The sequence below is a fragment of the Sphingobium sp. S6 genome (genome assembly GCF_905120495.1).
Classification (GTDB): Bacteria; Pseudomonadota; Alphaproteobacteria; order Sphingomonadales; family Sphingomonadaceae; genus Sphingobium; species Sphingobium agri.
This window is the reverse complement of record NZ_CAJHOG010000006.1, coordinates 114,231-128,336: the sequence shown is the minus strand read 5'-3', so window position 1 is coordinate 128,336 and position 14,106 is coordinate 114,231. Positions and strand designations below refer to the sequence as shown.

The 14,106-nt window shown below is 62.9% G+C and carries 15 protein-coding genes; 8 read left to right on the top strand and 7 right to left on the bottom strand.

Annotation, left to right across the window (positions count from 1 at the left end):
- Positions 1-70: 70 nt before the first annotated feature.
- Positions 71-2,035 (top strand): response regulator, encoded by a 1,965-nt coding sequence (locus tag SPHS8_RS15755; RefSeq protein ID WP_236575214.1) that lies wholly within the window; start codon positions 71-73, stop codon positions 2,033-2,035.
- 70 nt (positions 2,036-2,105) lie between these two features.
- Positions 2,106-2,477 (top strand): hypothetical protein, encoded by a 372-nt coding sequence (locus tag SPHS8_RS15750; protein WP_097093027.1) that lies wholly within the window; start codon positions 2,106-2,108, stop codon positions 2,475-2,477.
- Between the two features lie 60 nt (positions 2,478-2,537).
- On the opposite strand, the gene SPHS8_RS15745 is transcribed toward SPHS8_RS15750, so the two are convergent.
- Genes SPHS8_RS15745 through SPHS8_RS15735 form a run of 3 tightly spaced genes read right to left on the bottom strand, consistent with a single transcriptional unit; the run spans position 2,538 to position 3,459 of the window.
- Complete coding sequence (locus SPHS8_RS15745; protein ID WP_097093026.1) at positions 2,538-2,726, bottom strand: hypothetical protein; 189 nt, start codon at positions 2,724-2,726, stop codon at positions 2,538-2,540.
- Between the two features lie 6 nt (positions 2,727-2,732).
- Positions 2,733-2,933, bottom strand: coding sequence for a DUF3606 domain-containing protein (locus SPHS8_RS15740; protein ID WP_097093315.1), 201 nt, complete (start codon positions 2,931-2,933; stop codon positions 2,733-2,735).
- A gap of 28 nt (positions 2,934-2,961) precedes the next feature.
- Entirely contained in the window at positions 2,962-3,459 is a 498-nt protein-coding gene (locus tag SPHS8_RS15735; RefSeq protein WP_236575209.1) for a DUF4142 domain-containing protein, read from the bottom strand.
- A 206-nt stretch (positions 3,460-3,665) separates the two neighbouring features.
- On the opposite strand from SPHS8_RS15735, the gene SPHS8_RS15730 reads away from it, so the two are divergent.
- Together SPHS8_RS15730 and SPHS8_RS15725 are read left to right on the top strand one after the other, a co-directional pair.
- Complete coding sequence (locus SPHS8_RS15730) at positions 3,666-5,831, top strand: catalase (RefSeq protein WP_201516366.1); 2,166 nt, start codon at positions 3,666-3,668, stop codon at positions 5,829-5,831.
- Positions 5,832-5,971: 140 nt separating this feature from the next.
- On the top strand, positions 5,972-6,610 hold the full coding sequence (locus SPHS8_RS15725) for a Crp/Fnr family transcriptional regulator (protein WP_097093023.1): 639 nt from the start codon (positions 5,972-5,974) through the stop codon (positions 6,608-6,610).
- Positions 6,611-6,728: 118 nt separating this feature from the next.
- Here SPHS8_RS15725 and SPHS8_RS15720 read toward each other — a convergent pair whose 3' ends face one another.
- Genes SPHS8_RS15720 through SPHS8_RS15705 form a run of 4 tightly spaced genes read right to left on the bottom strand, consistent with a single transcriptional unit; the run spans position 6,729 to position 8,072 of the window.
- The gene (locus tag SPHS8_RS15720) at positions 6,729-6,962 is read right to left on the bottom strand and encodes a hypothetical protein (protein ID WP_201516365.1); all 234 of its coding nucleotides are present in this window, start codon (positions 6,960-6,962) and stop codon (positions 6,729-6,731) included.
- Positions 6,937-7,221 carry a hypothetical protein gene (locus SPHS8_RS15715; protein ID WP_236575208.1) on the bottom strand — a complete coding sequence of 95 codons (285 nt, stop codon included), beginning with the start codon at positions 7,219-7,221 and terminating at the stop codon, positions 6,937-6,939. The genes SPHS8_RS15720 and SPHS8_RS15715 overlap by 26 nt, the downstream gene beginning before the upstream one ends.
- Positions 7,214-7,474: a hypothetical protein gene (locus tag SPHS8_RS15710; RefSeq protein WP_201516363.1), complete on the bottom strand. Its 261-nt coding sequence runs from the start codon at positions 7,472-7,474 to the stop codon at positions 7,214-7,216. The genes SPHS8_RS15715 and SPHS8_RS15710 overlap by 8 nt, the downstream gene beginning before the upstream one ends.
- A gap of 22 nt (positions 7,475-7,496) precedes the next feature.
- Complete coding sequence (locus SPHS8_RS15705; protein ID WP_201516362.1) at positions 7,497-8,072, bottom strand: hemerythrin domain-containing protein; 576 nt, start codon at positions 8,070-8,072, stop codon at positions 7,497-7,499.
- 193 nt (positions 8,073-8,265) lie between these two features.
- Between SPHS8_RS15705 and SPHS8_RS15700 the strand changes: the two genes are divergently transcribed.
- The 4 genes from SPHS8_RS15700 to SPHS8_RS15685 all read left to right on the top strand — a co-directional run bounded on the left by SPHS8_RS15700 (position 8,266) and on the right by SPHS8_RS15685 (position 14,106).
- Entirely contained in the window at positions 8,266-8,856 is a 591-nt protein-coding gene (locus tag SPHS8_RS15700) for an SRPBCC family protein (protein WP_201516361.1), read from the top strand.
- On the top strand, positions 8,856-10,049 hold the full coding sequence (locus SPHS8_RS15695; protein ID WP_201516360.1) for a zinc-dependent alcohol dehydrogenase: 1,194 nt from the start codon (positions 8,856-8,858) through the stop codon (positions 10,047-10,049). The genes SPHS8_RS15700 and SPHS8_RS15695 overlap by 1 nt, the downstream gene beginning before the upstream one ends.
- 15 nt (positions 10,050-10,064) lie before the next feature.
- Positions 10,065-10,856: an SDR family NAD(P)-dependent oxidoreductase gene (locus SPHS8_RS15690; protein WP_201516359.1), complete on the top strand. Its 792-nt coding sequence runs from the start codon at positions 10,065-10,067 to the stop codon at positions 10,854-10,856.
- A 316-nt stretch (positions 10,857-11,172) separates the two neighbouring features.
- Entirely contained in the window at positions 11,173-14,106 is a 2,934-nt protein-coding gene (locus SPHS8_RS15685; RefSeq protein WP_443018593.1) for a CHAT domain-containing protein, read from the top strand.

Genomic DNA, 14,106 nt, shown 5'->3' with positions numbered 1-14,106 from the left:
CGCAGAAAGCGTCACGCGCCTGCTTGAGGGCGAGGGGCATCCCGTTCAAATATGCCCTACGTTGATTGACGTGGCGCACGCCATCGACGAGCAAACCGGGGTGGTGCTGGTCACCGAAGAAGCATTGTTGGCCAATCTCGAACCGCTACGGCTGGCGTTGGAGGCGCAGCCTGCCTGGTCCGACGTGCCCTTCGTGCTTCTCGCAGGGCGGCAGGCGGGACGGTTTGCGTCCAGCGAAGCGGTCAGGCGGCGGCTGCCGGACAATGCACTGAGCGTCATCCTGCTGGAGCGGCCGGTCAGCGGAGAGTCGCTCATCAGCGCCGTCGCATCCGGCATCAGGGCACGGCAGAAGCAATTGCTGATCCGTGATCAGTTCGCGGCGATCGACGCAGAACGCAGCCGTCTGAACACGCTGCTGGAAAACCTTCCGGTGGGTGTTGCCTTCGTCAATGCCGATGGCAGCACGCTGCTGTCCAATCCTGCATTTCGCCGCTTCCTGCCCAGCGGCGAAATTCCCGCCCGGCTGCCCAATGCCGAGGAATTGTGGGAAGGCTATGAAGAAGATGGCAGCCGGATCACGCGTGATCGCTTCGTCACCATGCGCGCGCTCAGGGGCGAGCTGGTGCGGGGCATCGAATTCCTCCACCACCCGCCAGACAGGCCATCGGTATGGACGCGGGTAAGCGGCGTCCCGCTCCGGGACCCCAGCGGCTCGCGTGTCACCGGCTCCATTTCCGTAATCGTCGACATCGACGAACAGAAACGGGGCCAGCAGGCGCTCGCAGAGGCCGCTCAGCGGCTGGAGCAGGAAGTCGATGTTCGCACGCGTGAATTGCGCGATGCGCTCGCTCGGCTCGAAGCCGAAGCGGAAGAGCGCGCCCGTGCAGAGGAAGCTCTGCGGCAGGCGCAGAAGATGGAGGCGGTCGGCCAACTGACGGGCGGCATCGCGCATGATTTCAACAATATGCTTACCGGGATCATTGGAGCGATCGACATATTGAAGCGCCGGATCGCCAGCGGTCGGCTGGACGATCTCGAACGGTTCATGGATGCCGCGAGCACGTCGGCCCAGCGCGCGGCTGGGTTGACCGCGCGGCTGCTTGCCTTTTCACGGCGGCAGTCGCTCGACAGCCGGCCGACCGATGTGTGCAAGCTGATCCATTCGCTGGAGGATTTACTCCGCCGTACCATGAGCGAATCCATCGAGGTGGAGATCCTCTCATCCTCGCCAACGCTACCTCCGGCGCTGGTGGACGCAAACCAGCTTGAAAGCGCGATCATCAATCTCGCCATCAACGCCCGCGACGCGATGCCGGATGGCGGCCGGCTGACGCTGTCCTGTGAAGAGGTGGAACTGGACGAAGAATGCTGCGCCCGCAATCCGGGTGTCGCACCGGGCCGCTACATCATGGTCGGGGTTTCGGATACGGGCGTCGGCATCGATGGCGATACGCTCGACAAGGTGTTCGACCCATTCTTCACCACCAAGCCGATCGGGCAGGGGACCGGCCTTGGCCTGTCGATGGTCTATGGTTTCGCCAAGCAGTCCAACGGACTTGTTCGCATCGATTCACAGGTGGGGGAGGGGACGATGGTCAAGATATTCCTGCCCGTCGCCGATATGCAGCCCCATGAAGCGCCCGCCGAAAGCGCGGCCATCCACCATGGCGATGGTCAGTCCGTGCTGCTGGTCGAAGATGATGAATCCGTGCGCCTTCTTGTACGCGATGTGCTGGAGGAGCTTGGATACGAGGCGACCGAAGCCGCAGACGGGCAGCAGGCCGTGCGTATCCTGGAATCAGGCCGCCGCTTCGACCTCATGATTTCGGATGTCGGCCTCCCGGGGATGAACGGGCGGCAACTCGCCGAAATCGCGCGGGAGCATCTGACCGACCTGCCTATCCTGTTCGTGACCGGCTATGCAGAAGGGGCAGCGGTGCGCGGCGGCTTCCTGTCGGATAACATGCAGATGATTACAAAGCCGTTCCAGATTGAAATGCTCTCCGCCCGCATCCGCGAAATGCTGGAAAGCTGATCGACCGATCTCGCCCATGCGACCAACGGGCCGCTGGGACGTTGATGGCCCTACAAGTGAGGAGCAGGACATGCCGGCGATCGGTTGGAAGCTTGATGAGGCGGAGCGCTCTTCACTGCTCGATCGCTTTCCACCCCTCTGGCCGGACGTCATCGCAGATCACATCACGTTGGCGTCCGGCGTGCCCCAGGACGCTCCGCTGCCCGAGCCGCAGCAGGCGGAGATCGTCGGCAGCATCAGCGACGGCGAAGGACTTCAGGCCCTGATCGTCGTCGTAGGCGGGAACAGCGGGCGGCCTGACGGCGGCACCTTCCACATCACCTGGTCCCTCGACCGCAGCCGGGGCAGGGAAGCCGTGCAAAGCAACGACGTCATCGCAGACCTGGGATGGAGGCGATTGCCCGAGCCGGTGCCGATCAGAACCATCCCCGCGCGCTTCTAGAGTATTTCGCAAAGCGGGAAATCTTATCTGCCGGGTAGGAACAAGCTCCAGAGCATTTCCTCAATAGTTTGACTGACCCTGATAATTGCCCGCGACATTGTTGCCCGCTTCCTGGTTATCCTGCAATTCCTCCCCATGCCACACGTTACGGCCGATGAAGAGGATCGCGATGATCACGGCGATGACCAATATGATCAGCGCAGCCGCCCGTCCTGCTTTGGGTGGAGGCGGCGGGTCGACGCGGTTCATGGTCGGTTACCGATTACGATCGATATAATCTGCCACGGCGTTGACGCTGTGGCCGACCTGTTCCACCGCTTCCTCCAGCTGTTGCCGGGAAGTCCGGAAACGTTGCGACCAATATTGCACCTCAAGGTCTTCCTTCAGCGACACATGCTTCAGGTCGCGAGGAACCGGAGGGCTCCTGTTCTCGGCTGTGGCTTGGACGTCCATCATGGGCATGGCGATCGATTTCCCGAAAGGATCAATGTGCGTGCATCGCCTTGCCGTCGAGCATTTCGATATGATGCTGAACGACGGGGACGATCTGCTTGGCGGCGGCTTTGAGAGGCGCGGCCGATCCGCTCGCGGCATAGCTTTGATGCAGTTGCAGCGCGGCGCTATGGGCGGCTTTCTGCTGCTGCCAATATAGCTGGTCGCGCGCCGTGCCCGTCGCCTTGGTGAGGGACGCGACCTTGGCGCGTTGATCGGTGGTCAGTTGCGGCGGACCTGCCTTGACGCCCGACCTGGCTGCTGCCGCCTTCACCATGCCCGTGCTCTTGGCATGGTCCCGCACCATCATCGTGGCGAATGACCGCACCTTGGCATCCCGTGTGGTGCGAAGGACCAGCTTGCTCGATGTCTGCTCGAACAGGTCGCTCGCTCCTGCCGCTGCCACATAGGCCGAAGGCGTCTGTGCAACGGCGGTGGCTGGCAGGGCTGCGAATAGTGCAGCGATCATCAGCGTTGTTCTTGATGTCATGGGCTACTCCTCTCGCGGGTTAGAGCGAGCGCCGGGGAATCATGTTCCAGAAGCGCAGGGGAAAGTTGCTAACCTGCATTATGCGGCGCGGAATTCGTCGCGGTCGTTCCGGAGGCAGCAGGAACAACGTGGCTTCTGGTGGGTCTGGGGCAGGGAGCGGGGAGGACCTCCCCAAGCTGCAACCATCTGCATCAGGAGAGTGCCGCATGGCCCGGAAGATCGGTGAGGATAAGGGCGCCAAGAGCGCCGCGCGCGAATTCGAGACGAAGACAGGGGCAGGTGGTGAACTGCATCAGATTGCGGGATCGTCGGGCGATGTACTGACGACGCAGCAGGGCGTTCCGGTGGCTGACGACCAGAACAGCCTCAGGGTAGGGGAGCGCGGCCCGACGCTTCTTGAGGATTTTCACTTCCGCGAAAAGATATTCCATTTCGATCACGAGCGCATTCCCGAGCGCGTCGTCCACGCACGCGGCTTCGGCGTCCACGGCACTTTCACGCTCAACGAAAGCCTGGAGGAGTTCACCTCTGCCAAGGTGCTGACCGAAGTCGGCGCGAAAACGCCGATGTTCGTCCGCTTTTCGACCGTGGTCGGCAACAAGGGCTCCTTCGACCTTGCCCGCGACGTGCGCGGTTTCGCTGCCAAATTCTATACCAAGGAAGGCAATTGGGACATTGTAGCCAACAATATCCCGGTCTTCTTCATTCAGGACGCGATCAAATTTCCTGACCTGGTCCATGCCGCCAAGCAGACACCCGATCGGGGATTCCCGCAGGCGCAGACGGCGCATGACAATTTCTGGGACTTCATCACCCTGACGCCTGAATCGATGCACATGATCATGTGGACGATGTCGGACCGGGCCATTCCACGCTCCTTCCGCTTCATGGAAGGGTTCGGCGTCCACAGCTTCCGCCTGATCAATGCGGAAGGGAAGGGGACTTTCGTCAAGTTCCACTTCAAACCCAAGCAGGGCCTGCAATCGGTGCTGTGGAACGAAGCGTTGAAGATCAACGGCGCCGACCCGGATTTCCATCGCCGCGATCTGTGGGACGCGATCGACCTCGGCAATCCGCCTGAATGGGACTTGGGTGTCCAGATTTTCGATGATGATTTCGCCGAAGCGTTCGAGTTCGACGTGCTCGACGCGACGAAGATCATCCCCGAGGAACAGATCCCTGTCCGCCGCATCGGCAGCTTCGTCCTTGATGGACAAGTCGACAATTTCTTCGCGGAAACGGAACAGGTCGCCTTCTGCACGCAAAATGTCGTACCGGGGATCGGCTTTTCCAACGATCCGCTGCTTCAGGGACGCAATTTCTCCTATCTTGATACGCAATTGAAGCGGCTGGGTTCGCCCAACTTCACCCATATCCCGATCAATCAGCCGCGCGGCTGCCCCGTCCATAACTTCCAGCAGGACGGCCATATGGCGATGAACAATCCCAAGGGCCGGGTGAATTACGAGCCCAACAGCTGGGGCGGCCCGCGCGAGTCCCCCGATCGCGGCTACCGCCACTTCGCGGCCGGGGAGGCGGGGCCGAAGCTACAAATCCGCTCTCCCAGCTTCAACGATCATTACAGCCAGGCGCGCCAGTTCTTCATCAGCCAGACGCCCATCGAACAAAAGCATATCGGCGACGCGCTGGTGTTCGAGCTGTCTAAATGCGAACGCATCGACATCAGGCAGAGGATGGTCGCGCATCTGCGCAACATCGACGAGACGCTCGCGACCGTCGTAGCAAGCGGGCTTGGCCTTGCCGAACTACCCGATCCCGCTCCTGCCGCCGCCGCGCCGCGTACGGATCTTCCACCGTCCGATGCGCTCAGCATCGTCAAGAATGGGCCGGAAAGCTTTGCCGGACGAAAGCTTGGCATATTGGTGAGCGATGGCGCTCCTGTCGAACTGGTCAAGGCGCTGACCAAAGAGATAAAGCGCCTTGGCGCGGTGTACGAAATCATCGCACCGAAAACAGCCGGTGCCTTGTTGGACGACGGCACCATCGCCGAAGCCAAGCAGAAGATCGATGGCGGACCGTCCGTCCTCTACGACGCTGTAGCGCTCATCCTGTCAGCGGAGGGCGCTGCCCAGCTTACCATGGACAAGGCGGCGAAGGACTTCGTCAGCGATGCCCATGCGCATTGCAAGTTCATTGCCTATGTCGATGATGCGCTGCCCCTCATCCAGCGTGCCGGGCTGCTCGAGAGTGACATGGATGAAGGCTTTGTGAGGCTTGAGGGAGCCGATGACGTCGAGCCTTTCCTGGCGCTCTGCGGGCAGGTCCGACTATGGGATCGCGAATTCAAGGTCGATCTCGACGCGGCCGGTTTTCTGGCAGCGCAGGCGGCTGACACGCCACCGTCACCGTGAAGCCGAACTTAATGGTGTGGACGGCTGATCGTTGCTCCACACCATTTCGTCGCAAGAACTTAATGACTCCAACATGGGTAAAGGGTGGCTGACCTATTTAGGCTATGGTTTCGGCGGGGGCTTCGACAGGGGAATCGCCCATGTTAGGCCAAGTTGCGGTTAACGAATCCCATTGCCATTTCCGCCCGCATCAGTTTCTCGCGCGGGAGGATGAGCAACCTGAATCGATTTTCCGTATCGATGAAGGGTGGGCTTGCCGTTACCGCTTGCTGCCTGATGGCCGCCGTCAAATCACCGGGCTCTATCTGCCCGGTGATATCTGCGAGCCGCATTGGGCGCTTGGCAAACGCCCCTCCCAGCCGATCGTTGCCCTCACCAATGTACGCGCGGCGCGGCTTTCCTCGACGCCTCAGGGCTCCTTTTCAGCCGAAACGCAGCAGGCTTGTTGGAAAAACCTGGCCGAAGTCATCGAGCGGCAAACCAACTGGCTTGTCACCCTCGGCCGCAAGACCGCGCTGGAACGCTTGGCGCATCTGCTGCTGGAACTGTTCGAACGCATGCGCGCGTCCGGCCTTGCTTATGGCCAGCAATGCGCAATGCCTCTCACGCAGATGGAGATCGCCGACCTCACCGGCCTCACGCCGGTTCATGTAAACCGGACGCTACAGACGATGCGGGCGCGTGGCTTGGTGGAACTGCAATCCAAATGGCTGCGTATTCCTGACCTTGCATCATTGCGTGACGCTGCGGCGCTTACCCCTAACGAGATGCTGGTGTAGAGCGCGCTGCCTCAATCGGGCGGAGGTCGCGCGCTCTCGTTTTTGTTGTCGCATCGTTTTAGCGCAAAACCGGTTCCCAATTTTGCGCACGATGCTCTAGGCGCCGCGCGAAACCAGATCAGCGCTGCGCGCCTTCGTTGTCGGATCGGGTGCTGGTTTGTGGCTGCACCTTGTCCTGCTTCGTCACGCGCGTGGGTTCCGGATCGCCGCCCCGTGCTGATTTTTCCTCATCGCGTGATCCGACATCCCTCGCCAGATCACCGCCTGCCGCGCTGCCTTGGCCGGGCGCGGGGGGATCGTCATGCAGGTCCGCGTCGTCGCGGCCTTCACTGCGGTTTTGATTTTCGGTCATCATCATCCTGTCCTTGCTGAGCGGCTCCGCCAGAGACGGGGTCGCTGTCATAATCTTCCGGATTACCGCCACCGCCTGCCGCGGCGCCGCTTCCCTCGACCACGCCTGAACCTTCTCGGGCCCTGTGGCCGCGATTGTCCTCGCGCCCGGTGGAGAGGGGGAGGGGCTGTGCCGCCTTGACATTGGCGTCCTCATCCCCCTGGTAGATGGGTGGGAGGCCCGGCGAACGCTTGTCCCCGTCCTTCTGACCCTTATCCATCGGATCGGCGCGACTTTTCGCCTGCGCCCTCCTGTCCGGCACGGCTGTCCTGTTCCTCGCCGTGCCGCGTCATGGTTTCGGGATTATAGTTGGATGGGATGCTGCCCCCGCTCAGCGGGTCGCGCTCCGGTTCCCGGTCCAGCGTTGCGCTTGGCCGCCGCGCCGCACCCTGAGGCTGGTTTTCCGTCGATATATTGGGATTGCGCGTCTGCTGCGTCGGCACGTCGCGCTTGCTGCGTGTGGGGTCGTTCATCTGTTTTCTCTCCCGGACAAGCTCAGGCGAGCTTCAGCCCTTCCTGGTTCATGCGGCGCGTCAGCGTGCCGCTTTCCTTTTCGCTCAACGACTGCTTCAGGCGCGGGAACAGTTCCTGCTCCTCGCGCCGCATATGCTCTTCGATGTCACGGCGGAACTGGGCGAGCTTGGCCTGAAAGGCGGTGTGGTCGCGCGTCAGGTCGGTGAGCTCGTACAGATATTGCTTCACATAGCCATGGTCGCTGTTGAGCGCGTCGGCTTCTTCCCGCATGCCTGCCTGGCGCATCGCCGCGTAGATGGCGTTTTCCTCCTCCATCGCATGTTTGCCGAGCGCATGCTTGAGCTGGGTCAGCAACATGCTCCGTTTGCCCTTGGCTGCGGGACCTGTGTCACGCAGCTTGTCGAACAGCGCCAGCGTCATCTTGTGCTCAAGCGCCAGCGCCTTGTCCCAATCGCCTGCGAGCGCCGTCGGCGCCTGGACGGCGAGCTTGCGCCCGGCTGCTCCCAGCAGCGCCAGGCCAGCCCCGATACCCGCGCCGAGCAGCGCTTCCCGGCCCGAACCATGGGTGAAACGGTGAAGGGGTGCATGCGCGCCCATGATGATCCTCCATCTGCCTGAATGGACGGACAACGGCCCTCGACACGCCCCGTTCCAACCGTGGAACGCCACAAAAGAAAGCGTCTAACGCAGGTTAGCGAGGCGCATATTTCAGGGGCCGGGAGGGAACGGTGCATGGCCCTGCTGGTTGGCGGGGGATCAGCAGACACCCGCAAATCGAAAGGAGCGCAGCATGGCAGACATGAAGCCAGGCCAGCAGGACGACGCCCCGCCCCTGACCGCCAAGCACAAGGAAGAGCGCGCGGCCGCGACGGCTGGCTTGCCTGAAGCGACGGGGAGCGACGTCACGGGCAAGACGGTGACGATCAACCGCCCGCGGCAAGAGATTTACGATTTCTGGCGCGATTTTTCGAACCTGCCGCGGGTGATGGATAATGTCGTGTCGATCGAAAAGCTGGATGACCGGCGGTCTCGCTGGACGGTGAAGGCGCCGGGCGGCGGCACGGTCGGCTGGACGTCGTTGGTCACGGATGACAGGCCCGGCGAACTCATCGCCTGGACGTCCGAAGAGGACGCCGATGTCCCCAATAGCGGGCGGATAGAATTTCGCGATGCTCCCGGCGAACGCGGCACCTGGGTCACCGCGACCATCCTCTATGATCCGCCCGCAGGCATCATCGGCAAGGTGATCGCCAAGATGTTCCAGCGCGAACCGCATATCCAGGCGCGGCGCGACCTGCGGCGGCTGAAGCAGCTGATGGAAACCGGCGAGATCGCCACAGCGGCTCGAACCAAGGCACAATATGAGGAGGAGCAGAACTGATGCGCGCGCTCACCTGGCATGGCAAGCATGACGTCCGCGTGGAAAATGTCGATGATCCCGAGATCATCAATCCGCGCGATGCCATCATCAAGATCACCTCGACCGCGATTTGCGGGTCCGACCTTCATCTATACGACGGCTATATCCCGACGATGCAGAAGGGCGATATCCTGGGCCATGAGTTCATGGGCGAGGTGGTGGAAACCGGCCCCAAATCGACCCTGCAAAAGGGACAGCGCGTCGTCGTGCCCTTCACCATCAGTTGCGGCGGCTGCTTCCATTGCGAGAAGCATCAATATTCCGCCTGCGAGAACAGCCTGCCTGCCGAAAATCAGGAAATAGCGCAGACGCTCTACGGCCATCCGATGGCGGGGCTGTTCGGCTATAGCCACATGACCGGCGGCTATGCGGGCGGCCAGGCGGAATATGTCCGCGTACCCTTTTCTGACGTCGGCCCGATCGTGATCCCGGACGGGGTCGATGATGACAAGGTATTGTTCCTCTCGGACATCCTGCCCACCGGCTGGATGGCTGCGGAAAACGCCGACATCGAGCCGGGCGACACGGTCGCGGTTTGGGGTTGCGGTCCGGTCGGCCTGTTCGCGGTGCAGTCCGCCTTTCTCATGGGTGCCGAGCGCGTGATCGCCATCGATCATTTCCCGCGCCGCCTGGACCTCGCGCGCAAGTTCGGGGCGGAAACGATCAATTATGAGGAAAGCAAGACCTACGAAGCGTTGATGGAGATGACCGGCGGCATCGGTCCCGATGCCTGCATCGATTCCGTCGGGTTGGAGGCGCACGGCCTCTTCGCCGACAATGTCATCGACCAGATCAAGGTGTCGACCTTCATGGGCACCGACCGCGCCCATTCCATTCGCCAGGCGATTATCGCCTGCCGCAAGGGCGGGCGCGTATCCATGCCTGCGGTCTATGGCGGCTTTGTCGACAAATTCCCGCTCGGCGCCTTCATGCAAAAGGGGCTGACGCTCAAGACCGGCCAGACCCATGTGCAGCATTATATGCCCGCGCTGCTCAACGCGATCATGGAAGGCAAGGTCGATACGACCTTCCTCATCAGCCACCGCCTGCCGCTCGAACAGGCTGCGGAAGGATATCGCATGTTCCATGACAAGCAGAATGAAGTGACCAAGATCGTGCTGAAGCCCGGCATGGATCAGGTGGCGGCAGCATGAAGTGGAGTAAGCCCCATGTCCGCTCGTAAATTGGCGATCGTAACCGGCGCGTCGACCGGCATCGGCTTTGAACTGGCGCATGTCGCGGCGCAGGAGGGCTATGACCTCATCGTCGTGGCCGACGAACCCTTGATTGAGGCGGCGGCCAGGGACTTCAGCCGGCATGGCACGGATGTACAGGCTGTCGAGGCTGACCTTTCGACCATCGAAGGGGTCGACCGGCTGATCGCGGCTGCTGGCGGGCGTCAGATCGACATTGTGTGCGCCAACGCCGGACGGGGCGTCGGCCACAGCTTTCTGGAACAGGATCTGGACGACTGGCGCAAGGTGATCGACACCAATATCGTTGGCACCATCTATCTGTTGCAGCAAGTGCTGAGGCAGATGGTCGCGCGCAATGATGGCAAGATACTGGTTACCGGGTCGATCGCTGGTTTCATCCCGGGCGCGTTCCACGCCATCTACAATGGGACCAAGGCGTTCATCGACAATTTCGTCGAAGCGATCCGTAACGAGATAAAGGACAGCGATGGCGTGACCATCACCAACCTCATGCCCGGCGCGACCGACACGGAATTTTTCGAGCGCGCGGGGATGGAGGACACCAATGTCGGCGAAATGAAGAAGGACGATCCCGCCAAGGTCGCCCGGGATGGATGGGACGCCATGATCGCTGGCAAGGCACACATCGTTTCTGGCTGGAAGAACAAGATACAGGTCGCCGCCGCACATGTCGCGCCGCCAAGCCTGATGGCGCAGTTCCACCGCCATCTTGCGGAACCGGACAGCGAGAAGGGAAAAGAATAGCAGGCGCCCGACGCCTGTAATTCCCCATCCCTCTTTTACCTTGCGGCAAGCTGGGGCGGCGCTATGAAGGGCGCGCTGGGTCGCGCCATGGGGGGCTTGCACGGATAGATCCGGCGAGGCTGGGGGGAAAGCCTTGCGCGCTATTGGGAATTTGTGTCGGTTATTGGCCGGGCTGGGTGCTCTGGGCCTGTCTTCTGTGCTGGCCGCTCAGCCGGAGCTTGACCGGCCGCTGTTGCAGGACAGCTTTCGCATCGGCAGTGGCGGCGGCGCGCTCTGTCAGGCGCAAAGCGTCAATGGCGATCCGGCAAACCGCACGATGTTCGATCGCGCCTGGGCAGTGGTATGCCGCGACGCCGCGCGTCCGGTAGGCCGCATCTACGCCCTGCGGCGGAAAGAGATCGGCGATGAACAGGCGCTGCTTGAAAGGCTGGCGGCGTCGCGCCGCTCGTCTGTAAATTGCAGCGCGCCCGGCGGCATGACCCTGCCAGACATCGGCGCGGTGACGGTACGCAATTGCTCCAGCCAGTCGGGCACCTACCGCATCCTTTCGGCCGAGCGCGGCAAGGCGCTATACGTGGCGCAGGGGTTCGCGCCCTATGACACGGTTCTTGATCTTGGCCTGCGCACCGTCGTGCTGGGACGCACCGTGCCGGGGAAGATCGACATCGTCACCACAGGCGGCAGCAATGCAGCGGCCTTCGCCCGGATGCAGGCCGCCACCCTCGATCCGCAGACGGTGCTGGCGGAGGGGTATCGCCGAAACGCCTCGGGCAACTATGCCGAGGCCGCCGAATTTTTCGACAGCCTGACCGACCGGCTGGCCCGAGATCCGGAGGCGCAGGCATTGAGCCCTGTCGCGCGGGCGAACCGGCGGCACGAATATCTCGTGAATCACGGGTTGCAATTGTCCAATCTTGGCCTGTTCGATCAGGCCGATGCCGCGTTCGCGCAGGCGCGCAGCATACCGACAGCCGATGCTGTCCAGCTCCGCCTGCGCCGCAATTTCGAAGCGGTGCATCATCTCAATCAGCAGGACCTTCAGAGCGCGCTTGCTTTGCTCGACCAGTCGCCGGGCGGCGGCACCGCGCTTGCCGCTGGGGCTGATGGCGCGGTGACCCTGCCGAGCGACGTCGCGGCGGAATTGAGCAGCGGCGCGCCTGAAACACGCGCGCTCGGCGTGCGTCAGGATACAGGGCTGACGCCGGGCGAACGGGCCGCCATTCTCGATGCGCAAGCACAGCAATTGCGCGGTACGATCTTGCGCCTGTCCGGCAAGCCCGGGCAAGCGCGCACCGTCCTCGCCCAGGCGCTCGAAGACGTGCAGCGGGTCCGCGGCGGCCGGGTGACATCGATCACGCGCCTGCGCGCGCAGCTGCTGGGCGAGATCGCTCTCACATATGAGGCGGAACGGGATTATGGCGGGGCCGAGGCGCGGCTCAATCAGGCCGTCGGTCTGATCGCCGCCCAATATCCCGAGACGATGGCCCTCAACGGCGCGCGGGCCCGGTTGGGCGCGTTTCTCGTGCGGCGCGGGCGGACCGATGAGGCGCTGAAGACCTATCGCGCGATCATGACGTCCACCATGGCGAACCGTGGCACGTTGACGGCGATGGCAAATCAGTTGCAGCCCTATTTCACGCTGCTCACATCCGAAATGCCCCGCCGTCCGGAACTGGCGTCCGACCTGTTCGAAGCGTCGCAATTGCTGGTGCGTCCCGGCGCGGCGGAGACGCTGGAACTGCTCAGCCGAGAATTGTCGGCGGGCGATGGAGAGGCCGCGCGCCTGTTCCGCCAATCCGTATCGCTCTCCCGCGACATTGAGCGTGGCCGCATCGCGCTCGCCCAATTGCGCGAAGCAGGACGGGATGACAGCGCGACGCAGGATGAGGTGGCGCGGCGACAGGCAGAGATCGACGCGCTGGCCACGGATCAGGCCGCAACGCTGACGGCACTCGCCGCCTATCCTCAATATCGCGCCCTCAGTCCGCAAGCGCTGACCCTTGGCGACATGCGCGGAACGTTGAAAGCGGGCGAAGGCTATTACAAGCTCGCGCAGCTTGGCGAGGCGCTTTATGCCCTGTGGATCGACGGGCAGGGGGCAACCGGCTTTCGCGTGCCCGTCAGCGCCAGCGAGGTAGCGCGCAAGGTAGCGGCTCTGCGCGAGACGATCTCGATCGATGTCGCCGGTGTGCAATCCACTTATGCGCTCGACCTGCCCGTGGCCCGCAGCCTCTATCTCGACCTGTTCGGCCCCATTGATGAGCGGCTGAAGGGCGTACGCCATCTGATCTTCGAGCCGGACGGCGCGATGCTGCAACTGCCGGTCAACCTGCTCGTCGCCAGCCAGCCAGGCGTCGACGCCTATGCGGCCCGGCTGGCAAAGGGCGGGGACGAGTTCGACTTTCGTGGCGTCGACTGGCTGGGGCGTGACCATGCGGTAAGCACGGCCTTGTCGGCCCGTGCCTTCCGCGACGCCCGGCTGACATCGCCATCGGGTGCACGGCAAAGCTATATCGGCTTTGGCGACAATGCGCCGCTTGCCGGGCCAAGGCTTGCCGCGCTGACGCGTGGCGCGCTGCCGGGCCAGGGCGACGATTGCAGCTGGTCGCCTGCGCAATGGAACCACCCTATTCCCGCGGACGAGTTGCGTCAGGCGGTACAGTCGGTAGGCTCATCGGGCAGCGAACTTATGACCGGCGCGGCCTTCACGGATGAGGCCGTCAAGGCGCGCGGCGACCTTGATCATTTCCGTATCCTGCATTTCGCCACCCATGGCCTCGTCACGCCGCCACGCGCGGGATGTCCCGCGCGTCCGGCCTTGCTCACCAGCTTCGCGCCAAAGGCCGGGTCGGACGGCTTGCTGCAATTTGGCGAGATATTCGACCTGCGTTTGAATGCGGACATGGTCATCCTGTCGGCCTGCGACACGGCGGGTGCAGCGGGCGCCGAAACGACGCGTGCAGCGGGTCTTTCCGGCGGTGGCGGCGCGCTGGATGGATTGGTTCGCGCCTTTATCGGTGCGGGTAGCCGGTCCGTCATCGCCAGCCACTGGCCTGCTCCCGAAGAATATCGCGCGACCGAAAGGCTGATGGCCGGGCTGTTCGCCGCAGCCCCCGACGAACCGGTGGGCGAAGCGCTGCGCCACGCCCAGCTTCGCCTGATGGACGATGCCGAAACCTCCCACCCCTTCTACTGGTCGGGCTTTGCCATCATCGGGGATGGCGCGCGCCCCCTGATCGCCCGGCGCTGA